The sequence below is a fragment of the Pseudomonas sp. BIGb0164 genome, assembly GCF_024810135.1.
Taxonomy (GTDB): Bacteria; Pseudomonadota; Gammaproteobacteria; order Pseudomonadales; family Pseudomonadaceae; genus Aquipseudomonas.
In genome coordinates this window covers 124477-148939 of the sequence record NZ_JANUEA010000014.1, presented here as the reverse complement: position 1 = coordinate 148939, position 24463 = coordinate 124477, and the positions used below count along the sequence as shown (strand labels likewise).

2 protein-coding genes are annotated in these 24463 nt (G+C 66.6%); both read right to left on the bottom strand.

Going from position 1 to position 24463, the window contains the following annotated elements; all coding sequences use genetic code 11:
- Window positions 1–132 precede the first annotated feature (132 nt).
- Window positions 133–11466, bottom strand: a complete 11334-nt coding sequence (locus tag M2394_RS29820; RefSeq protein WP_259175730.1) for a non-ribosomal peptide synthetase — start codon at window positions 11464–11466, stop codon at window positions 133–135.
- On the bottom strand, window positions 11463–24374 hold the full coding sequence (locus tag M2394_RS29815) for a non-ribosomal peptide synthetase (RefSeq protein ID WP_259175729.1): 12912 nt from the start codon (window positions 24372–24374) through the stop codon (window positions 11463–11465). Before M2394_RS29815 ends, M2394_RS29820 begins: the two co-directional genes overlap by 4 nt.
- Window positions 24375–24463 lie beyond the last annotated feature (89 nt).

Sequence of the window (24463 nt, the reverse complement as noted above, 5' to 3'; positions counted from 1 at the left end):
GGTCCTTCCAAAAGTGACCCGCTGTAAGAGCGGAACCATAAGCCGCCGTTACCGCAGCAACGGATATGTACACCGACCCACCACCGCTATCGCAGGCAAGCCAGCTCCCACAAAGAGCTCGACGTCCCCCCCTCACGAAACCACCTCCCCAACCACCACCCCATCCAACCACCACCGCGCCAACCCCTGCACATTCGGCGCCTTGAGCAACGTAAAGTGATTCCCTGCGCCATACCACACCTGCAACCCACTCCCCTGCCTCCCCCAGCCCTCAACCATCAACCCCTGCTCCCGCTGATTCCCCGCCGCATCCAGGGCCGGGTCCTGGGCCAACACCAACCGCACCACCCCGCGATACCGCTGCCCCGGCCGATACACCGTACGCAACGCCGCCGCATAGGTCCGCGCCGGCCCCTCCATCGCGTCCACCGACGCACGCCCCGGCAACAACCCAACGTTCACCATCCCCCCATGCAACAGCTGCCGCTGCACACCTTCATCACACCCGGCAAAGTCCAAAGGATCGATCCCCAACGACTTCCCGGCCGACACCTGCATCGCCTCGATCAAACGCAACAACGCCGCCGTCGTCGTATACGGCCGCCCCACCACGCCATTGCCACCGGGCGACTCACTGTCGATCACCGTCAACGACGCCACCTCACGCCCCATCGCCTGCAACCGCAGCGCCATCTCCAGCGCCACCCAGCCACCAAACGAATGCCCCACCAGGTGCACCGGCCCGTGCGGGCACTCGTGCGCCAGCGCCGCCAGGTAACACTGCGCCGCCGCTTCCACCTGGCTGTGGGGCACCGCCTCGCCGTCCAGGCCGCGCGGCTGCAGGCCGTACAACGGCCAGTCACGCCCCAGGGCCTCGCCGAACCCGACGAACCCGGTGACGCTGTCCCCCGCCCCTGGCACACAGAACACCGGGGCGTTCCCCGCCCGGCCACCCTGGATACGCAACAACGGTTGATGCACCGCATGCGCCATCGGCACAGCACCCGCCAAGGCGTCGGTCATCGCACGGCCCAGGGCCTGGATATGCGGCGCCTGCATCATGCTCTGGTGATCGCCCGGCACGTCCACCTGACGCAACTGCCCCGGTGCCAACGCCTCGCTCCAGCCCAGGGACTGGCTGCGACGGGACAGTTCGGTCGGCCGCTGCTCGGCGCTGAACAGGTGCACCGGGATTGGCAGCGGGAACAGGCTGTAGTGCGCCAGCGCATGCCCATGCCCCACTTCGCGCTCGATGAAGCTCAAGAGGTCGGCGTCCGACGCCGCCGCCATTTGCGCGTATAGCAAACCTTGATCGCGACAGCGTTGCAGCAAGCCCGCAAAGTCCAGCTGTCCAAGGCTCGCCTCCAGTTGCCCAAGGCTTTCCAGTTCATTTGCACCTCCCTGTGCTTTCCAATACGCCGTGCACTGCAACAGCAAATGCCGCTTGAGGGCCTCGGGCCCGCTCCAGCGCGCTTTGCCCTGGTCGGTCATGCGCGGCACGTAGCTGTCGATCAAACCGAGGAACGCCACCGGCTCATCCAGCCCGAGCAATTGCATGGCGACCTCATAGGCCAACACACCACCAAACGACCAGCCCGCCACGCGATACGGCCCGTGGGGTTGCAGGCTGCGGATCAGCCCGACCATCCGCGCCGCCAGGCCTTCCAGGGTGTTCAGGTGCGCTTCACCCAGCGGCACGCCCGGCAGGCCATAGATGGGGTAATCCCCCGGCAGGTGCTGGCCCAAGGCAGGGAAATACACGTCCATGCCGCTGAATTCATGCACCAGGAACAACGGCGGTTGCGCGCCGCTGCTGCGCACGGTGATCACCGCGGGATCACGCTCCGGCTCACCCGTGCGCTGGCGCAGCAGGTTCGCCACGCCGGCCACGCTCGCGTGCTGAAACAGCTCCGCCAGGGACACCGGTAACCCGGCCTCTTCCAGCAGGTTGACCAGACGGATTGCCAGCAACGAATGACCGCCCAGCTCAAAGAAGCTGTCGTGCCGGCCCACGTGTTCCACCTTCAACACCTCGGCCCAACGTTGCGCCAGGGTCTCTTCCAGTGCGTCGGCGGGTGCTTCGAAATCGCGGCTGCACAGGGCATCCATGACCGGAACAGGCAGGGCTTTACGGTCGACTTTACCGTTGGCAGTCAGCGGCAGTTGCGCCAGCGGCACATAGGCCGAAGGCAGCATGTAGTCCGGTAACTGGCCGTGCAGGTGGCCGCGCACGCGATCAATGTCCAGCGCCTCTGCCGCCCAGGTGAAATAGGCCACCAGGCGTTTGTCTCCGGGATTGTCTTCACGGGCCAACACCACCACCTCCCGGATGCCGGCGAAGGTGGCGAGACGCGCTTCGATCTCACCCAGCTCGATGCGGAAACCGCGAATTTTCACTTGGTCGTCGTTGCGCCCGATGCATTCGAGCAAGCCGTCCGGCGTCCAGCGTCCCAGGTCACCGGTGCGGTACATCAGGGCACCCGGGTTGAACGGGTCGCTCACAAACTTCTCGGCCGTCAGCTCGGGACGGTTCAAGTAGCCCCTGGCGACGCCGTCACCACCGATACAGATTTCACCCGTCACGCCCAGCGGTACCGGCTGCAAGTGCGCGTCCAGCACATGGATGTGGGTATTGGAAATCGGCCGGCCCACCGGCACGCTTTCCGCATCAAAGGCAATGGCGCGCACTTCATAGGTGGTGGCGTAAGTGGTGGTTTCCGTCGGCCCGTAGCAATGCACCAGGCGCAACGCCGGGGCTCGCGCCAGCAGGCTGCGGAATGCGGCCGGGTCAGCGCGCTCGCCGCCGCACAGCAGGATGCGCAACCCGGCCAGGGCATCGGGGATCATCTGCACATACTGGTTGAACAGCGCCGTGGTCACGAACAGCACCGTCGCGCCTTCCAGGGCCGCGCCGAACGCAGCCGGGGCGAGCAAGGTGGCGTGGTCGATCACCTGCACCTGGCCGCCGTTGAGCAGCGGGCCCCAGACGTCCATGGTACTGGCGTCGAACGCCGGGTTGGAGGCGAACGCCACGCGGTCGGCGGCGTTGAAGTCGGCATAGCCGTTGTTGATCACCAGGCGTGTGATGCCACGGTGCGGCACCAGCACACCCTTGGGCGTCCCGGTGGAGCCGGAGGTGTACATAATGTAGGCCACGCTGTCCGAGGACTGCGACAGATCCGGGTTGTGGCTGGGCTGCGGGTCGAGGGCCAGGGTGTCCAGGTCCAGACGTCGCGCCGGGTAGCCGACTGGCATATCGCTGCGGGTCAACAGCCACGCCGCACCGCTGTCCTGCAGCATGAAGCCCTGGCGTTCGGGTGGCGCATGGATGTCCAGCGGCACATAGGCCGCCGCGCACTTGAGCACGGCCAGTTGGCTGACCAGCAGGTCGACAGAGCGCGGCAGCAGGATCGCCACGTTGTCGCCCGGCAGCACGCCCAGGCCCAGCAGGTGATGGGCCAGATGATTGGCGCGAGTGTTCAACTCACCGTAGCTCAGCGTCTGCTCGCCATGACGCACGGCCAAGGCGCCTGGGCGGGCTTGGGCCTGGGCTTCGAACAGGCGCTGCACGGTGTGTTCACGAGGGAACGTGCGCGCCGTGGCGTTGAAACCTTGCAGTTGCAGAACTTCGGTCGCCGGCAGCACGGGCAAGCGGCCGATAGCAATCTCGCTGCGTTGCTCCAGGGCCTGCACCACCTGCTCCAGCGCCACCTGCAAGTACTCGCACAAACGCCGTGCGCCCTGCCCCGTGGCCTTGAGGCTGAACCCGGCGCCGAGGTCATCCACGCTCAACGACAGGCCATAGTTGGTGTGTTCCTCGGCCTTGAGCACTTGAATGCCCTGCCACGCCTCGGCCACACCACCGGCCTGCGGCGCACTGTGCCGGTAATTGAACAGCACGCTGAACAGCGGGGTGCCCACCGGCACGCCACTGCAACGCTGGGCCAGCGCCAGCGGCGCGTGTTCATGGCTGAGCAGTTGCGTCAGCCGCGCATGGGTGGCCCGCAGCGCCTCACGCACCGGGCGCTCGCCCAGGTCGACGCGCAGCGGCAGGGTGTTGATGAACACCCCCATCGCCCGCTCGGCACCCTCGCCGCCTTGCAGGCGACCGAGCATCACCGTGCCAAACACCACCTGCTCACGCCCGGAGACTTTGCCCAGCACCTGCGCCCACGCCAGGTGCATCAGGCTGGCGCTGCTCACGCCGGCCTCACGGGCCTGGGTACGCAAGCGCAGGCTCAACTGTGGGTCGAGGGCCAGTTGCGCGGGTTCGTCATCGTCCAGCGCTTCGACCTCGGTCGGCTCGTCGATGTCGCCCAGCATCTCGCGGAAGAACCCTTCGTGATCACCGCCACCCAGGCGGGTCTGGGCCACATAGTTGCGATACGGCACCGCCGCGCCCAACCGGTCTTGCTCACCCAGCAGGAACGCCTGCATGTCGTGTTGCAGGATCTCCAGAGCGATGTGGTCCATCACCAGGTGATGGAACAGCAAGGTGGCAACCACCCGCCCGGGTTCCTGGGCATACACCAGGCGCATCAACGGGGCCTGGCCCACGTCCAGGCGCAGGGGTAACGGCCCGGGTTCAACACGCAGCGCCGCATCGCGCCACACCACTTGCACCGGTTCTTCCAGGCCGTCCCAGTGGAACGACGAACGCAGGATGTCGTGCCGTTCGATCACGGCCTGCAAGGCCATGGCGAACGCTTCCAGGCGTTCGTGATGGTCGAAGGCAAATTGCGCCTGCAACAGGTAGGCATCGCCTTCGGGCACCGCGCGATGGTGATAGAGCATGCCCGCCTGCAACGGCGCCAGCGGGTAGATGTCTTGCACATTCGCCGCACCACCGGGGATGCACGCGACGATGCGGTCGATGGCTACTTGCTCCAGGGTGATCAGCGGCAACAGGTCCGGGGTGATATGCGTGCAACCAGCGCCAATTCGATTAGCGGGCACTGCCACTTCACGGCTGCCGCCCAATGCCGCCGCCAAACCGGCCAGCGTCGGCTGGGCAAACAGCACTTTCACATCCGCCGACAAGCCCAGGCTGCGCAAGCGCCCCATCAGGCTGACTGCCAGCAGCGAATGCCCGCCCAGCTCGAAGAAATTGTCGTGACGACCCACGCGCTCCACGTTGAGCAACTCGGCCCACACACTCGCTAGGGTCACTTCCGTGTCGCCCTGGGGTGCCTCGTACTCGCGCACGGCCAGCGATTCCAGGCCCGGCGCCGGCAGCGCCTTGCGGTCGAGCTTGCCGTTGGGGCTCAGGGGCAGCGCATCGAGGTGGACAAAGGTCGTAGGCACCATGAATTCCGGCAGGTGCTGCAACAGGTGGGCACGCAAGGCCTCGATGTCGCTGTGTTCACCGGTGTAGTACGCCACCAGGCGCTGCTCGCGGGCGATGACCGCCGCTTCGTTGATCGCCGGGAACTCGGTGAGCCGCGCCTGGATTTCCCCCAGTTCGATGCGCAAGCCACGGATCTTCACCTGATCGTCATTGCGCCCCAGGTATTCGATGGTGCCGTCAGGCAGGTAGCGGCCGACGTCACCGGTGCGGTACAGGCGGCCCTCGGTGAACGGGTCCTTGAGGAAGCGTTCGGCGGTGAGTTCCGGGCGGTTCAGGTAGCCCCGCGCCACTTGCACACCACCAATGAACAGCTCGCCCACCACGCCCAGGGGCACCGGCTGCAACTGGGCGTCCAGCAGGTACATGCGCGTATTGGCAATTGGCTTGCCGATGGGCGTGTTGTCCGGCGTCACCGGCCCCGCGCAGTTCCACGCGGTGACATCCACCGCCGCTTCCGTCGGGCCATACAGGTTGTGCAGTTGGCTGCCCGGCAGTTGCCGCTTGAAGCGCCGCACCAGGCTGCCCGGCAAGGCTTCGCCGCTGCAGATCACCCGCACCAGCCCGGCGGCCTGGCTCAACTCGCCATGGGCGAGGAACACGTCGAGCATCGACGGCACAAAATGCAAGGTGGTGACCTGCTCCGCCGCGATCACCCGGCACAGGTACTGCGGGTCCTTGTGCCCACCCGGCGCAGCCATCACCAGGCGTGCGCCAGTCATCAACGGCCAGAAGAACTCCCACACCGACACGTCGAAGCTGAACGGGGTTTTCTGCAAGACCGTGTCGTCGGCCGTCAGCCGGTATTCGTCCTGCATCCACAGCAGGCGGTTGACCACCCCGGCGTGATCGTTGATCACCCCTTTAGGCTGCCCGGTGGAACCGGAGGTGTAGATCACATAGGCACTCACGGCCTCGGTGTGCGGATTATCAAGGGACAGGTGCTGCCAGGTCGGCTGCTCCAGGTCGATCACCGGCGCATCGCCCAGCAAGCCCCGCGTGCTGCCTTGGGCCAGCACCACCTGGGGCGCGCTGTCATGCAGCATGTAGGCGATACGCTCCGGCGGATAGGCTGGGTCCAGCGGCACATAGGCGGCGCCGGCCTTGAGGATCGCGTACAGGCCGATGACCATCTCCAGGCCGCGCTCCACGCAGATCGCCACCCGCGAATCGGCGTGCACGCCCTGCGCCAGCAGGTGGTGAGCCAGACGGTTGGCCTGGGCGTTGAGTTCGGCGTAGGTCAACGTCTGCTCGCCAGCCTTGAGCGCCACGGCCTGGGGCGTGCGCGCCACTTGCGCTTCGAACAGGCCGTGCAGCGTCTGGTCGAGGTTGTAAGGGACATCGGTGGCGTTGAAGTCGAACAGCACCTGCTGACGCTCCCGCTCGCTCACCAGGGGGATGTGGTCCAGCACCGCCTGATCGTTCTCGACCATGGCCTGCAACACGCGAACGAAGTACCCCACATAACGCTGCATCGTGGCTTCATCGAACAGCGCCACCGCATATTCCAGCGCGCCGAGAATGCTGCCCTGCACTTCGCCCAGGTTCAGCGACAGGTCAAACTTGGCAAAGTGACTGTTCTCCACAATGCCTTCCAGCGCCAGGTCGCCCAGGGCCAGTGTCGGTGCGCTGCTGTCCTGCCAAGTCAGCAGGGTCTGGAACAACGGGCTGTGAGCCAGGCTGCGCACCGGCCGGGTGATTTCCACCACTTGCTCGAACGGCAGGTCCTGATGGGCCTGGGCTTGCAGGGTCTGGGCCTTGACCCGGGCGAGCAACCCCTCGACGCTCAGCTCGCCCGAGGTGTCGATACGCACTGCCAGGGTGTTGACGAACAGGCCGATCAGCCCTTCCACCTCGCTGCGGGTGCGGTTGGCCACCGGCGAGCCGATCACCAGGTCCGGCTGGCCGGACAACCGCGCGAGCAAGGCCGCCCAGGCGCTCATCAAGGTCATGTACAAGGTGGTGCCATGGCGTTGGCTCAAGGCCTTGAGCCCGGCCGTGAGGCGTTCGTCCAGGCGCACGTCGACGCTGCTGCCGGCGTAGTCCTGCTGCGCCGGGCGCGGGCGGTCGGTGGGCAGTGTGAGCAAGGCCGGCGCACCGGCCAGGGCCTGCTGCCAATAGGTGCTTTGGCGGTGCAGCACCTCGCCGCTGAGCCACAGGCGTTGCCACACGGCAAAGTCACCGTACTGGATCGGCAAGGCTGGCAGCGGGTCCGGCAGGCCGTGGCTGAACGCCTGGTACAGCGCCATCAACTCGCGGGTCAGCACGCCCATGGACCAGCCATCAGAGACGATGTGGTGCAGTGTCAGCAACAGCACATGGTGATCGTCGGCCATCACCACCAGGCGCCCACGCAGCAACGGGCCACGCTCCAGATCGAAGGGCGCCGAGGCTTCGCCATGGATCAACGCGTCCAGCGCCTGTTGCGGCTGCGGGTGGCGGCGCAGGTCCTGCACTTGCAGGGGCAGCACGTCTTCGGCCGGCACGATCAGCACCTGGGCGGTGTCGCCGTGCTGGGCGAAGCGACTGCGCAGGGTTTCGTGGCGCGCCACAATGCGCGCCAGCGCCCGTTGCAGGGCCTGCACATGCAGTTGCCCACGCAGGCGCAGGCCGATGGGGATGTTGTAGGCGGTGTTGGCGCCTTCCATCAACGCCAGGAACCACAGGCGCTGCTGAGCGAACGACAGCGGTACGTCTTCATCGCGGTTGGCCGGCAGGATATCCGGCAAGGTGCTGCGCCCGGCCTGGGCCAGCACTTCGGCGACCGCGCACAGCTCGGCGTTGGCAAACAGGTCGCCCAGTTGCAGCTCTACCCCCAGGCGCTGGCGCACCTGGGAAACCATGCGCATGGCCAACAGCGAATGCCCGCCCAGTTCGAAGAAATGATCGTGGCGCCCAACGCGTTCGACTTGCAGCACGCCGCTCCAGATACTCGCCAGCACGCCTTCGATCTCGCCCTCGGGCGCGGCGTATTCGCGGGTGAACACGGCGGCCTGGTCCGGCGCCGGCAAGGCCTTGCGGTCGAGTTTGCCGTTGGCGGTGAGGGGCAACGCATCCAGCTTCATGTAGGCCACCGGCACCATGTAGTCCGGCAGGTGCGCCACCAGGTGGGCGCGGATATCGCCCACCGCCAGCGGATCGAGCTGTGGGTTCTCGGTGAAGTAAGCCACCAGGCGTTCTTCACGCACCAGCACCACCGCTTCAAGGATGCCGGCCAATTGGTTGAGCTGGGTTTCGATCTCCCCCAGTTCGATGCGCACACCACGGATCTTCACCTGGTCATCGTTGCGCCCCAGGTATTCAAGATTGCCCTCCGGCAACCAGCGCGCCAGGTCGCCGGTGCGGTACATGCGCCCGCCGTTGAACGGGTCATCGAGGAAGCGTTCGGCGGTGAGTTCCGGGCGGTTCAGGTAACCCCGCGCCACGCCCTTGCCGCCCACGTACAGCTCCCCCGCCACGCCCAACGGCACCGGGCGCCGTTGTTCATCGAGCAGGTACACCGTGGCATTGGCGATGGGTTTGCCGATATGCAGCACCCCGCCCGCCTCCACCTTGCCGGACGTGGCGACCACCGTGGCCTCGGTGGGGCCGTAGTTGTTGATCAGCTCGAAATGCTGCGCCCGGCCGAACTGGCGCAAGCGATCGCCGCCGATCAACAGGGTGCGCAACGTAGGGTGTTCGATCTGCTGGCTGAAGGCGTACTCGGCCACCGGCGTCGGCAGGAAGCACACGTCCAGCGGCTGCGCGCACCACCAGGCCAGCAGGGCGTCGATGTCTTCGGCGCCGTCATTGGCCGGTGGCAGGTGCAAGGTCGCCCCCACGCACAGCGCCGGCCACACTTCCCAGGCCATCGCATCAAAGCCGAAACCGGCGACGCTGGCGGTGTGGCGCCCGGCGCACAGGTCAAAGGCCGCGCAGTGCCAGTCCACCAGGTTGGCCACGGTGTGGTGCTCCACCATCACCCCTTTGGGCAGGCCGCTGGAACCGGAGGTGTAGATCACATACGCCAGGTGCGAGGGGGTGACGGCCACCTTGGGGTTGCTCGCCGAATGGTGCTGCCAGGTGTAGCGGTCGAGGTTGATCACCGGCACTTCCAAGGCGGGCAGGCGATCAAGCAGGGCATGTTGGGTCAACACCGCCACTGGGGCGCTGTCGCTCAGCAGGTAGTTCAAGCGCTCAGCCGGGTGCGACGGGTCCACCGGCACATAGCAGCCACCGGCCTTGAGGATCGCCAGCAACCCGGCCAAGGTGTCCAGGCCACGGCGGGCGACGATGGCCACGCGGTCATCGGGCTTCACGCCCAACGCCAGCAGGTGATGGGCCAGCAGGTTGGCCTGCTGATTCAGCTCGGCGTAGGTCAGTTGGCGGCCTTGATACACCGCAGCGATGGCCTCGGGGGTCTGGGCCGCCTGGGCTTCGATGCGCCCGTGCAAAGTGGTGCCCTGGGGGAAGTCGGTGTGGGTGGCATTGAACTGTTCGAGCAGCAACTGCTGTTCGGCGGCGGGCATCACGGCCACCTGGTTCAGGGCGGTGTGGGGCGCCTGTTCCAGTGCCGTCACCAGGTTTTCCAGGGCGGTGCGCAGGTAGGCACACACGCGCTGCGGGTCTACGGCCGTGCTGGCGAGCAGGCTCAAGCCAAACCCTTCGCCCAGGTCATCCACACTCAAGGTCAGCGGGTAGTTGGTACGTTCTTCGGCACTCAGGGCCGCGATGCCCTGCCAGGCCGATGCGGCGTCGGCACTGGCGGCCGGCGCACTGTGGCGGTAGTTGAGCAAGGCACTGAACAGCGGCGTCGGCGCCACCACCCCACTGCAACGCTGGGCCAGGGCCAGGGCCGCATGCTCATGGCGCAGCAAGGTGGTCAGCCGCGCGTGGGTGGCCTTGACCCCGGCGCGCACGTCGGTGGCGTCCACGTCCACGCGAAACGGCAAGGTGTTGATGAAAATGCCCAGGGCCCGCTCGGTGTCATGACTGCCCTGCATGCGCCCCATCAACACGGTGCCGAACACCACCTGCTGCTTGCCGGCCAACGCCCCCAGCACCTGCGCCCAGCCCATATGGAACAGGCTCGCCGCGCTCACCCCCAATTGCCGGGCCTGGGCGCGCAAACGCTGGGCCAACGGCGCAGGCAGCGGCAGGCTGACCTCGGTAATGCCACGGGCATCGCCCTGCACATCCTGCAGGCCGAACGGCAAGGTCGGCTCGCTGATGTCGCCGAGCATCTGGCGGAAGAAACTTTCGTGCTCCTGCTCGCTGATCCCCAGCCGCGCCTGCGCCACATAGTTGCGAAACGGCACCGCCTGGCCCAGCGCTGCGCCCTGCCCCAACAGGCAGGCCTGCAGCTCATGGCACACCACTTCCAGCGCGCTGTGATCCAGGGCCATGTGGTGGAACAGCAAGGTCGCGACGATGCGCTGATTGGCCGGGTCGTCGGCGCGCACCAGGCGCAGCAACGGCGCCTGGGTCACGTCCAGCCGGTAGTGGCGGGCATCAAACAATGCATGCAGTTGCGCGGCAATGTCGCCGTCGGCCGGGTCCAGTGCCAGGGCCTGGATCGGCAACTGCGCCTGGCGCCACACCACTTGTGACGGTTCTTGCAGCCCTTCCCACACCACCCCGGTGCGCAGGATATCGTGGCGGTCCATCACCGCCTGCAAGGCCTGGGCGAACGCGTCGAAACGCGCCAGGTTGTCGAACGAGAACTGAGACTGCATCACATACGGGTCGCCCCTTTCGGCACTTACGTGGTGAAACAGAATGCCTTCCTGCAACGGCGCCAGCGGGTAGATGTCCTGGATGTTCGCCACGCCGCCGTCGACCGTCGCGACGATGCGCTCGATCTCCTCCTGGCTCAGCGTCGACAACGTCAGCATGGCCGGGGTGATGTGCTCGGTGCCGGGCACGATGCCATTGGCCGGCACCTCGACGTCACCGGCCTTGGTCGCCGTGTAGTCGCCGGCCTTGATCAGCTCGATCAGCCCCGGCTTGTGCTCGCGCAACGCGGCCATGATGGCCGGGTCACTCAGCGCCTGTTTGTTGCCTTGCACCGCCAACTGTTCGCCCTTGAGCGCCAGTTGGATGTCTTTGCTCTTCAGCGTCGCCAGCAGTTCGAGAATGCTCACAGGACGATCTCCATTCGTTCGGTTATGGCGGCGTAGCCAGCCAGGGTCGGCTGTTCGAACAACGCCCGCACATCGGCTTCCATGCCTTCCTGGCGCAAGCGCCCGATCAAGCTCACGGCGAGCAGCGAATGCCCGCCCAGTTCGAAGAAATTGTCATGCCGCCCTACCCGCTCCACGCCCAGCAGTTCGGCCCACAGCCGCGCCAACAGGGTTTCGGTTTCGCCTTGCGGTGCGGCGTACTCACGCACGCTCAGCGCTGCCATGCCCGGGGCCGGCAGGGCCTTGCGGTCGAGCTTGCCGTTGGGGCTCAGGGGCAGCGCCTCCAGGTGCACGAACAGCGCGGGCACCATGAAGTCCGGCAGGTGCTGCAGCAGGTGGGCGCGCAGGCTGTCGATGTCGGTGTGCACGCCGGTGTAATAAGCCACCAGCCGGTCTTCGCGGGCCACCACGGCGGCTTCGCTGACCTGGGGATGGTCGAGCAGGCGCGCCTGGATTTCCCCCAGTTCAATGCGCAGGCCACGGATCTTCACCTGGTCATCATTGCGCCCCAGGTATTCGATATTGCCGTCGGGCAAGTAGCGGCCGACGTCACCGGTGCGGTACATCCGGCCGCGGGTGAACGGGTCCTTGAGGAAGCGCTCGGCGGTGAGGTCCGGGCGGTTGAGGTAACCGCGCGCCACTTGCACACCGCCGATGAACAGCTCGCCGACCACGCCCAGGGGCACCGGCTGCAACTGCGCATCGAGCAGGTACATGCGGGTGTTGGCGATGGGTTTGCCGATCGGCGTGTTGTCCGGCACTTGCGGCCGCGCGCAATTCCACGCGGTCACATCCACCGCGGCTTCAGTGGGGCCGTACAGGTTGTAGAGGCCGATCTCCGGCAATTGCTGCTTGAAGCGCCGCACCAGGCTGCCCGGCAGGGCTTCGCCGCTGCACATCACGCGCACCAGCCCGGCCGCCTGGCTGACGTCGCCGTGGGCGAGGAACACGTCGAGCATCGACGGCACGAAGTGCAAGGTGGTGATGTGCTGCGCCGCGATCACTTCGCACAGGTAGGCCGGCTCCTTGTGCCCGCCCGGACGTGCCATCACCAGGCGTGCACCGGTCATCAGCGGCCAGAAGAACTCCCACACCGACACGTCGAAACTGAACGGAGTTTTCTGCAGCACCGCGTCATGGGCCTTGAGGCCATAGGCGTCCTGCATCCACAGCAAGCGGTTGACCACCCCGGCGTGCTCGTTGATCACGCCCTTGGGCTGGCCGGTGGAACCGGAGGTGTAGATCACGTAAGCCTGGTGCTGCGCCGTCAGGCCTGGCACCTCAGGGTTGCTGCAGGGCTGGTGCTGCCAGGTCGGTTGGTCGAGGTCGATCACCGGCACATCGCCCAACAAGCCTCGGGTTGCGCCCTGGGCCAGCACCACCACCGGCGCACTGTCTTGCAGCATGTAGGCGATGCGATCGAGGGGGTACGCCGGGTCCAGCGGCACGTAGCCGCCGCCGGCCTTGAGGATGGCGAACAGGCCGATGACCATGTCCAGGCCGCGCTCAAGGCAGATGCCCACCCGCGAATCCGGCTGCACGCCCTGCTCGCGCAGGTGATGGGCCAAGCGGTTGGCGCACTCGTTCAGTTGTTGATAGGTGAGGTGCTGGTCTTCGGCCTTGACGGCGATGGCATCCGGCGTGCGCCGTACCTGGGCTTCGAACAGGCCATGCAGGGTCTGGTCGAGGTCGTAACTCACGTCGGTGGCGTTGAAGGTCACCAGCAGCCTGTGCCGTTCTTCTTCGCCCAGCACCGGCAGGCGATTGAGCGCGTGCTGCGGCGCCTGCTCCAGGGCCTCGACCAGGCCGCACAGGGCCACGTGCAGGTAACCGCAGACCCGTTGTGGGTCGAGTTGCGCCAAGGCCGTCACGTCAAAGCCGTCGCCCAGGTCATCCACGTTCAGGGTCAACGGGTAGTTGGTGCGCCCGTCATTGACCAGCGTCTGCATGCCTTGCCACGCCTGTTGCGCGCCCACCGAGCGGGTCGCCGCGCCGCGATGGCGGTAGTTGAGCATCGAACTGAACAGCGGCGCGGGGGCGGCCACACCGCTGCAGCGCTGTGCCAGGGCCAGGGACGCATGCTCATGCCCCAACAGCGCACTCAGCCGTGCATGGGTGTCTCGCACGGCGGCGCGGGCGCCTTGCGCGTCGATATCCAGGCGCAGCGGCAAGGTGTTGATGAACACCCCAAGGGCACGGTCGGCGCCCTCGCCCCCTTGCAGGCGGCCCACCAGCACGGTGCCGAACACCACGCTGTGACGGCCGGAGGTGGCCGCCAGCACTTGGCCCCAGGCCAGGTGGAACAGGCTGGCGGTGCTCACGCCCAACAGACGGGCCTGGGCACGCAAACGGCGATTGAGGTCGCTGTCCAGGTGCAGGGTGTGCTCGGTGATCGCGCTGCCGTCGCCGCGCACATCCTGCAAACCGAACGGTAGGGTCGGTTCATCGATATCGCCGAGCATGCCGCGGAAGAACGCCTCGTGCTCCTGCTCGCTGATCCCCAGGCGCGCCTGGGCCACGTAGTTGCGGTACGGCATCGGTGCTGCCGTAGGGGCCGGCTGGCCGAGCAAGTGGCCCTGCATTTCGCGCAGCACCACGTCGAACGCGGTGTGGTCCAGCGCGATATGGTGATACAGCAGCACCATCACCACCCGCGCATTGGCCGGGTCTTTGGCATACATCAGGCGGATCAGCGGCGCCTGGCTGATGTCCAGCCGGTAGCGTCGCGCATCGAACCGCTCATGCAGGCCCGCCAGCACATCGCCTTGCAGGTGCAGCTCCTCCACGCTCAGCTGCGCGCGGCGCCACACCACTTGCAGCGGTTGCGCCAGGCCTTCCCAGACCACGCCGGTACGCAGGATGTCGTGGCGGTCGATCACCTGTTGCAGCGCCTGGGCGAAGGCGTTCAGGCGCTCGACGCTGTCAAAGGCCAGGTGCGATTGCAGCAGGTACGGGTCGCCGCTTTCGGCGGTGATGTAGTGGTAGAGAATGCCTTCCTGCAACGGTGCCAGTGGGTAGATGTCTTGCACATTCGCTGCGCCACCCGGGATGCGGGCGACCACGTCGTCGAGGGTCGCCTGGTCCAGCGTCACCAGCGGCAACAGGTCCGGCGTGATGCGCTGGCAGCCCGCAGGAATAAGGTTGGCCGGCACCTGCACCTCGCGACCACTGCCCACGGCGGCGGCCAAAGCGGCCAGGGTCGGCTGGCTGAACAGCACGCGCACATCGGCGCTGAGGCCCACCTGACGCATGCGCTCGATCAGGCTGACGGCCAGCAACGAATGGCCGCCGAGTTCGAAGAAGTGGTCGTGCCGACCGACCTGCTCCACCTGCAACACCTCGGCCCAGATTCGCGCCAGGGTGGTTTCAACCTCGCCCTGGGGTGCCTCGTAGTCGCGGCTGAGTAAGGCGGCCTGATCGGGTTCGGGCAGGGCCTTGCGGTCCAGCTTGCCGTTGGCGGTCAGCGGGAGCGCGTCGAGTTTCACATACGCCACCGGCACCAGGGCGTCGGGCAATACGGCTTGCAGTTGTTCGCGAAGGGCCTCGATCGCCAGCGGCCGTTGCTCGGTGAACCACGCCACCAAGCGGCCATCGCGCACCAGCACCACCGCTTCACCAACACCGTCCAGAGCGGCCAGGCGGCTTTCGATTTCGCCCAGTTCAACCCGCACACCGCGCAACTTGACCTGGTCATCGTTGCGCCCCAGGTACTCAAGGTTGCCGTCGGGCAGCCAGCGCACCAGGTCGCCGGTGCGGTACATGCGCCCCGGGTTGAACGGGTCTTGCAGGAAGCGTTCGGCCGTCAGGTCTGCGCGGTTCAGGTAACCCCGCGCCACGCCGCTGCCGCCCACGTACAACTCACCGGCCACGCCCACCGGCACCGGGCGCTGTTGCGCGTCCAGCACGTAGGCGTAGGCATTGGCGACCGGCCGGCCGATGTGCAAACCCTGGCCGGCCCGCACACGCCCGGAGGTGGCGACCACCGTGGCTTCGGTGGGGCCGTAGTTGTTGATCACGGCAAAACGCCGTTCCTGGGTGAACTGGCGCAGGCGATCGCCACCGATCAGCAGGATGCGCAAGCTCGGGTGCTGCAGGTGCTGGCTGAAAGCGTATTCGGCGACCGGCGTCGGCAGGAAGCTCACATCCAACGGCTGCGCCAGCCACCAGGCGAGCAGTTCGTCGATGTTCTCGTTGCCGACGCTGGCGGGCGGCAGGTGCAGGGTGGCACCCACGCACAGCGCCGGCCAGACCTCCCAGGCCATCGCATCAAAGCCGAAACCGGCCACGCTGCTGGTGTGGCTTGCATGGTCCAGGCCGAAGGCTTCGCAGTGCCAGTGCACCAGGTTTTCCACGGTCCGGTGTTCCACCATCACGCCTTTGGGCTGGCCGGTGGAGCCGGAGGTGTAGATCACGTAGGCCAGATGCGCCGGGGTCAGCGCAGGCACTTGCGGGTTGTGGGTGGGTTGCTGCTGCCAGCTCGAATCCTGCAAGTCCACGCTGGCCACCGATCCCAACAATGCGCGGGTGCTGGCTTCGGCCAGCACCGTTACCGGGGCGCTGTCTTGCAGCAGGTAGCGGATACGCTCGGCGGGGTATGCCGGGTCGATGGGTACGTAGCCGGCGCCGGCCTTGAGAATGGCCAGCAAGCCCACCAGCATCTGCGGGCCACGCCGGCAGCAGATCGCCACGCGGTCGTCCGGTTGCACGCCGAGCGCCAGCAGGTGATGGGCCAGCTGGTTGGCGCGTTGGTTGAGTTGCGCGTAGCTCAGCGCTTCGCCGTCTTGCACCACTGCAACCGCGTGGGGTTGGCGCTCGGCCTGCACCTCAAACGCGCCGTGGAGGGTCTGGCCCGTCGGGTAGTCTGCGGCAGTGGTGTTGAAGTCAAGCAGCAGAGTATCGCGCTCGGCCACCGGCAGCACGGCCAGTTGATTGAGCGCAGTGCCCGGTGCGGTTTCCAGTGCTGTCACCAGTTGCGCCACCGCGTTGTGCATGTAGTCGCATAGGCGCCTGGCACCGATCTGCGGCAAGGCCAGCACCGTCAGGCCAAACCCGCTGCCCAGGTCGTCCACACTCAACGTCAGCGGGTAATTGCTGCGTTCTTCACCGCCCAGCAACTGCACGCCTTCCCAGATGCCCTGGCCATCGCGGGCCATTTCGCCCGGGCTGCTGTGACGGTAATTGAGCAAGGCACTGAACAACGGCAACGCGGCCGCCACGCCACTGCAACGTTGGGCGAGTGCCAGGGAGGCGTGCTCATGCCCGAGCAAAGCGGTCAAGCGTGCATGGGTGGCCTTGACTGCCACGGCCGCGCCAGCCGCCACGTCGACCCGCAATGGCAGGGTGTTGATGAACATGCCCAGGGCCCGGTCCGCGCCCTCGCCGGCCTGCATGCGGCCCATCAAGACGGTGCCGAACACCACCTCATCGCGCCCGGCCACCAGCCCCAGCACCTGCGCCCAGGCCAGGTGCATCAGGCTGGCCGCGCTGACGCCTGCCAGTCGCGCCTGCTCGCGCACCCGCTGGGCCAGCGTGGCGTCCAGCGCCAGCTCGGCTTCTTCGATATCACGCCCGTCGCCCTGCACATCCTGCACACCAAAGGGCAAGGTCGGCTCATCGATGTCGGCCAGCATGTCGCGGAAGAATTGCTCGTGCTCGGCCACGCTCACGCCGAGGCGCGCCTGGGCCACGTAATTGCGGAACGGCGCGGCCGCCGGCAAGTCTTGCGCCTGGTTGAACAGGAAGGCGCGCATTTCCTGGCCGACCACTTCCATGGCGGTGTGGTCCAGCGCCAGGTGATGGAACAGCAGGATCGCCGCCACCCGCCCGTTGGCCGGGTCATTGGCATAGACCATGCGCAGCAACGGCGCCTGGGTGATATCAAGGCGGTAATGACGCGCATCGAAACGCGCGTGCAGTTGCTCGATGATGCCGCCGTCTGCCGGGTCCAGCGCCACTTCTTGCACCACCAGTTGGGCGTTGCGCCACACCACTTGCACCGGGCTGTCCAGCCCCTCCCAGACCACGCCGGTACGCAGGATGTCGTGGCGCGCAACCACCTGTTGCAAGGCGCCCATGAACCCGTGCAGGCGCTCCAGGCTGTCAAAGGCCATGCGCGATTGCAGCAGGTACGGGTCGCCGTGTTCGGCGCTGATGTGGTGATACAGGATGCCTTCCTGCAAGGGCGCCAAGGGGTAGATGTCCTGCACGTTCGCCGCGCCGCCTGGCACGCTGGCGACGACTCGGTCGATGGCCGCCTGGTCGAGCGGCACCAGGGTCAGCATGTCCGGCGTGATCCCGGTGCAGCCCGCAGGAATGCCATTGGCCGGCACCACCACTTCGCGCCCACTGCCCACCGCCGCTGCCAGCGTGGCCAGGCTCGGCTGGCTGAACAGCACGCGCACATCGGCGCTCAGGCCGACCTGGCGCATGCGTTCAATCAGGCTGACCGCCAGCAACGAATGCCCACCCAGCTCGAAGAAGTGATCGTGACGCCCTACCCGCTCAAGCTTGAGCACGTCCTGCCAGATCTGCGCCAGCAGGGTTTCCACTTCGCCTTCCGGTGCTTCATAGCCACGGCTGAGCAGCGCGCTCTGGTCCGGCACCGGCAGGCCCTTGCGGTCGAGCTTGCCGTTGGCGGTGAGTGGCAACAGCTCCAGCCACACATAGGCCGACGGCACCATGTAGTCGGGCAAGCGGCCTTGCAGGTGGCTGCGCAGCGCTTCGATGTCCAGCGACGCCTGGGCGGTGTAGTACGCCACCAGGCGCTTGTCGCCCGGTTCGTCTTCACGCACCAACACCACGCTGTCGTTCACCCCAGGGAAAGCGGCCAGGGCCGCTTCGATTTCCCCGGGTTCGATGCGGAAACCACGAATCTTCACCTGCAGGTCGTTACGCCCCTGGTACAGCAAGGTGCCGTCCACCTGCCAGCAGGCCAGGTCGCCGGTGCGATACAGCAGACCGTCGCCGAACGGGTTGGCGATGAATTTTTCGGCGGTCAATTGCGGCTGGTTCAAGTAGCCCTTGGCCACGCCCGCACCGCCAATGTACAGCTCGCCGACCACCCCCAGCGGCAGCGGCTGCTGGCGCGCATCGAGTACATAGGCCTGGGCGTTGGCGATGGGCCGGCCGATGGGAATGCCGCCCTCGCCCACGGCGGTGATTTCATGGGTGGTGGAAAAGGTGGTGGCTTCGGTCGGCCCGTAGCCGTTGAGCAGGTGCTGGGGCTTGCCGTGCTGGAGCACGCGACTGATCACCAGCGGGTCGAGCACATCGCCGCCGACGATCAGGTAGCGCAGTTGGCGCAAGTGCGGCATCAGCGCATCGGCGTATTGGTGGAACAGGCCCGCCGTCATCCACAACACGCTGACGGACTGCTCCTGCAACAGCTGGGCGAACGCAGCCTGGGACAGCAACACCGCATGCTCGACCACCACCACGCAGCCGCCGTTGAGCAGCGGCGCCCACACTTCCAGGGTGCTGGCATCGAAGGCCGGGTTGGAGGCGAAAGCCACGCGGTCGCGTTCGTTGAACTCGGCATAGCCGTTGTTGAGCACCAGCCGCGAGATGGCCCGGTGCGGCACCTGCACACCTTTGGGCGCGCCAGTCGAGCCGGAGGTGTAGAGGATGTACGCGACGTTTTCTGCCGACTGGGGCAGTTCGGGATTGCGTGGGGACTGCGCGTCCAGGTTCAAGTCGGCCAAGGTGTTGAGCACACGGCGCGCGCCGCTGTCCTGCACGATAAAGGCCTGGCGCTCGACGGGGGCGTTGACGTCCAGCGGCACGTACACGGCGCCGCACTTGAGGATCGCCAATTGGCAGACCAGCAGGTCGAGGGAGCGCGGCAAACCGATCGCTACGCTTTCGCCGGGCTGCACGCCTTGGCCGATCAGGTGATGAGCCAGGCGATTGGCACGACGGTTGAGGTCGCGGTAACTCAGGGACAGCTGGCCATGCACGGCGGCCACCGCTTCGGGTCGGGCCAACGCCTGGGCTTCGAACAACTGGTGCACGGTGAGCTGCGCCGGGTAGTCGCGGGCGGTGGCGTTGAAGTCCACCAGCAGTTGGTGACGCTCGGCGGGTGGCAGAATCGAGATAGCCTGCAACGGCGTGGTAGGCGCCTGTTGCAGCGCGGTCACCAGGTGGCGCAGCGCGGTGAGCATGTAGTCGCCCACCCGTTGCACATCCAACGTGGCCAGCCCTTGCACGGTGAGGGCGAAGCCGCTGCCCAGGTCATCGACGTTGAGCACCAGCGGGTAGTTGCTGCGCTCTTCGGAGCTGAGGATTTCGATACCAGACGCCGCGAATGGGCTGGCCCCCGGTGCTTCGCCCGGGGCGCTGTGACGGTAGTTGAGCAGTGTGCTGAACAACGGCAGCGACGCCGGCACGCCGCTGCAACGCTGGGCCAGGGACAACGAGGCATGCTCATGCCCGAGCAGCTGCGCCAGGCGCGCGTGGGTGGCGCGCACCCCGGCTTGAACGCCGAGCGTGCCGAGGCTGACTCGCAGCGGCAAGGTATTGATGAACATGCCGAGGGCGCGGTCGGCGCCCTCACCGCCCTGCAGGCGGCCCAGCAGCACGGTGCCGAACACCACGTCCTGCTGGCCCGACACCTGGGCCAGCACCTGCGCCCAGGCCAGGTGCACCAGGCTGGCGGTGCTCACGCCCAACTGCCGTGCCTGCTCACGCAGGCCCAGGCTCAACGCCGGTTCCAGCGGCAAGTGCGCCTCGACGATGCCACTGCCGTCGCCATTGATGTCCTGCAGGCCGAAGGCCAGGGTCGGCTCGTCGATGTCGCCGAGCATCTCGCGGAAAAACCCTTCGTGTTGCGCCTGGCTCACCCCCAGCCTGGCCTGCGCCACGTAGTTGCGGTACTGCACCGCGTCGGGCAAGTGCGCGCTGCTGCCTGTCAGGCTGGCGCTCATTTCCTCCACCAGCACCTGCAACGCGGTGTGGTCGAGCAGGATGTGGTGCAGCAACAGGATGCCGACGAAACGGCCCTGCTGCTCGCCATAGGCCAGGCGCATCAACGAGGGGCGCGTCAGGTCCAGTCGGTAGTGACGCGGGTCGAAGCGTTGTTGCAGGGTGGCCAGGGCATCAGCACCCGCCGCCTCGATACGCTCGACCACCAACGGCGCGTGGCGCAGCACCACTTGCACCGGCTCATCCAGGCCTTCCCAGAGGATGCCGGTGCGCAGGATGTCATTGCGCTCGATCACGCTGTTCAAGGCGCGCGCGAACGCGTCCACCGCGCCTTTGTCGGCGAAGCTGAGTTGCACCTGCAACACGTAGGGGTCGCCCTCGGTGGTTGCCAGGTGGTGATAGAGAATGCCCGCCTGCAAGGGGGCCAGGCCGTAGATGTCCTGCACATTGCCCAGGCCACCGGGCACGCTGGCGAGGATATGGTCGATGGCTGGCTGTTCCAGCGCCACCAGGGGCAACATGTCGGGGGTGATGCGTTGGCTGGTTGCGGTAATCCGATTGGCCGGCACCGCCACCTCCTGCTGCCCGCCCACCGCCGCCGCCAATGCCGCCAGGGTGGGTTGGCCGAAGAGCACGCGCACATCGGCGCTCAGGTCGAGCTGGCGCATGCGTTCGATCAGCTTGACCGCCAGCAGGGAGTGCCCGCCCAGTTCGAAGAAATTGTCGTCGCGGCCAACACGGTCAAGGGTGAGCAACTCTTGCCAGAGCCCCGCGATGGCGGTTTCCACCGCGCCCTGGGGCGCTGCATAACCGCGCCGCACCAACGCCTCGGCATCGGGTGCGGGCAAGGCCTTGCGGTCGAGCTTGCCGTTGGTGGTGAGGGGGAATTGGTCCAGCAGCACGAACGCGCCAGGCACCATGTAGTCGGCCAGGCTCAGCAGCAGATGGTCGCGCAAGGCGGCGACACTCAGCTCACCTTCGGCAATCACATAGGCCACCAGGCGCTTGTCCCCCGGCACGTCTTCGCGGGCCACCACCACGGCGTCGCGCACGCCGGGCGCAGTGGCCAGGCGCGCTTCGATTTCCCCCAGCTCGATGCGGAAACCACGGATCTTCACTTGGTCATCATTGCGCCCCAGGTACTCGACACTGCCGTCGGCCTTGAGGCGGCCCAGGTCGCCGGTCTTGTACATGCGCAAACCGGTGGCGGGGTCGGCCAGGAAGCGTTCGGCGTTCAGCGCGTCACGGTTGAGGTAACCCCGCGCCACCCCGGCGCCGCCCACGTACAACTCACCCACCACGCCCACCGGCAACGGCTCGCGCTGCTCATCCAGCACGTACAGCTGCAGGTCGGGGATGCGCACGCCAATCGGGCTGACGCCGACCAATTGCGCATCTGCTGCTTCCAGCGCGCGATAGGTCACGTGCACGGTGGTTTCAGTGATGCCGTACATGTTCACCAGTTGCGTACCGGCGTTGATCGCACGGGCATACCACGGCTTGAGCATGCCCGGTTCCAGGGCTTCGCCGCCGAAAATCACCTGGCGCAAGGAGTGGGCCTGGGGGCTGTCGGCCTGGGCCGCGATCAATTGGCGGAAGGCGCTCGGCGTCTGGTTGAGGATGCTTACGCCCGCCTCGCACAGCAGCGTGTAGCACTCGTCCGGCGAGCGGCTGACCAGTTGCGGCACGATCAGCAACTGGCCGCCGTGCATCAGCGCGCCCCAGATCTCCCACACGGAGAAGTCGAAGGCAAAGGAGTGGAACAGCGCCCACACGTCGTTGCTGTTGAAGCCGAACCAGTGTGCGGTGGCGGTGAACAGACGCGCCACCTGGCGGTGTTCGATCATCACGCCCTTGGGCTGGCCGGTGGAGCCCGAGGTGTAGATCACGTAGGCCAGGTTGGCCGGGCTGACGCTGACACGCGGGTTGACCAGGGACTCGCCGCGCAGGCCGTTGAGGTCGATCTGCGCCAGGTCACCGACCAGGTGGCGGGTGTTGGCTTGCACCAGCACGGCCAAAGGCGCGCTGTCGGCCAGGGTGTAGGCAATGCGTTCCAGCGGATACGCCGGGTCAATCGGCACGTAACCGGCACCGGCCTTGAGGATGCCCAGCAGGCCGATGATCATCTCCGGGCCGCGCTCGACGCAGATCGCCACGCGGTCGTCCGGGCGAATGCCCTGGGCCAGCAGGCGATGGGCGACCTGGTTGGCGCGTTCATTGAGCTGGCGGTAGGTGAGCCGTTGGTTGTCGAAACGCAGTGCGACCGCCTCGGGCTGAGCCGCGGCGTGGGTTTCAACGAGGTGGTGGATCAGGGCCGTATCGGCGTAGTGCGCAGGGCTGTGATTGAGGGTGTGCAGCAGGTGATGGCGTTCGGTGTCGGGCAGGATGTTCAGGCCGCTGAGCGGCGAATCCGGTCGCTGCTCCAGGGCATCGGCCAAGCTTTCCAGAGCCGTGTGCAGGTAGCTCGCAACGCGCTGCGCGCCGATGGCGACGTCGACCATCACGGTCAACGCGAAGTCTTCGCCCAGATCATCGACATTGACCGTCAACGGGTAGTTGGTGCGCTCTTCGGCACCCAGCACTTGGATACCGTCGGCCACCTCGATGACCTCGTCCATGTCGGTTGCGGCGCTGTGCCGGTAGTTGAGGATGGCGCTGAACAACGGCGTCGGCGCGGCCACCCCGCTGCAACGCTGGGCCAGGGCCAGGGACGCATGCTCGTGATGCAGCAAGGTGGTGAGCCGCTCATGGATGGCCTTGACCCCGGCACGCACGCCCTGCCCGCCCACATCGGCGCGCAACGGCAAGGTGTTGATGAACATGCCCAGGGCGCGTTCGCCGCCCTCGCCCGCCCCCATGCGCCCGAGCATCACCGTGCCAAACACCACGGCCTCGCGACCGGACACCACGCCCAACACCCGCGCCAGGCCCAGGTGCATCATGCTCGCCACGCTCACCCCTAGTGGCCGCGCCAGCTGGCGCAGACGGCGGCTCAACGCGCTGTCGACGGGCAGGCGCGCCTCATCGATGCCCTGGCCATCGCCCTGCACATCCTGCAGGCCGAAGGGCAGCGTCGGCTCATTGATGTCACTCAGCATGTCGCGGAAAAACGTCTCGTGAGCCTCTTCGCTGACGCCGTGGCGCACCTGGGCAATGTAGCGGCGAAACGGCACGGGTTCACCGGCCTGGGCCTGCTCGCCGGCCAGGTACAGCTGGATTTCATGGCGCACCACGTCCAGGGCGGTGTGGTCGAGGATGGTGTGATGGAACAGCAGCATCGCCACCACCCGCTGATTGGCCGGGTCGTCGGCGAACACCAGGCGCAGCAGTGGCGCCTGGCCGAGGTCCATGCGGAACGTGCGTGCGTCATAGCGGGCGAGCAATTGGGCGAGGATGTCGCCACCGCTCAACGACACTTCTTCGCAGACCAGCGGTGCCTTGCGCCATACCACTTGCAGCGGCTCGTCCAGGCGCTCCCACACCATCGAAGTACGCAGGATGTCGTGGCGGTCGATCACCCATTGCAGCGCCTGGGCAAAGTGCTGCAGGCGCGCGCGGCTGTCGAACACGAACTGCGCGTGCAGCACATAGGGGTCGCCCTGCTGGGCGGACAGGTGGTGATAGAGCATCCCCTCCTGCAGCGGTGCCAAGGGGTACACATCCTGCACATTCGCCGCGCCACCGGGGATGGCGGCGACGATCCGGTCGATGGCCGGCTGGTCGAGATTGACCAGCGCCAGCATGTCCGGCGTGATGCGGTAGGCCGGGCTCAGCCAGTCACCACCATGTTCGGCAACCAGTGCCAGCAGCTGGGTTTTGTGGGCGATCAGTTGATCCCACAGGGCGTCATCCAGTGCTTCGTCATCGCCGAGGATGATCAGGTCGCCTTCTTCAGTTTGCAGACGGATCGCATGGGTGGAAATCGCTGCCAATAATTCGCTGAACTGCATGGGGGTAACCTGCCTGATAAGTCACGGTTGAGGAGAAAGTCCGTTTTCAGCTGCCGCTTGGATCGGGGTGTGCTGGTGGCCCGGTAAAA

What these genes read in the sequence shown, in the direction of transcription:
- M2394_RS29815 (WP_259175729.1), bottom strand. Translation starts at nt 24,374, where the DNA reads ATGCAGTTCAGCGAATTATTGGCAGCGATTTCCACCCATGCGATCCGT.